This window comes from Pseudoalteromonas sp. 19-MNA-CIBAN-0066 (genome assembly GCF_040308705.1).
In the GTDB taxonomy this organism is placed as follows: domain Bacteria; phylum Pseudomonadota; class Gammaproteobacteria; order Enterobacterales; family Alteromonadaceae; genus Pseudoalteromonas; species Pseudoalteromonas nigrifaciens.
On the sequence record NZ_JBEONZ010000182.1, the window covers coordinates 1 to 278 of the forward strand.

The 278-nt window shown below is 42.1% G+C and carries 1 protein-coding gene; it reads left to right on the plus strand.

The genetic code is table 11. From position 1 onward, the window contains the following. Nucleotides 1-278 (plus strand): tryptophan 7-halogenase (locus tag AAEZ18_RS18725; protein WP_352255902.1); only part of this gene is annotated, 278 nt, incomplete at both ends.

Sequence of the window (278 nt, forward strand, 5' to 3'; positions counted from 1 at the left end):
GGGCAAAGAATGTTGGGCGGGTGAATTTCATCACTTTTGGCTGCAAGGTAAAGCACTTGGAATAAACAACCCATTTGGCGATTACTGCTACGAGCTGCAAGCGGCTAAAGCCGGTAAGTTTGCGTTTAATCAGCAAAACCCTATTAACTATGCCTACCATATGGATGCCACGCGTTACGCGCAGTTTTTACGTGAATTTTCAGAGCCATTAGGTGTAAAACGCATTGAAGGTAAAATACAAAAAGTAGTAAAAAACCCTAAAACGGGCCATATAGAAT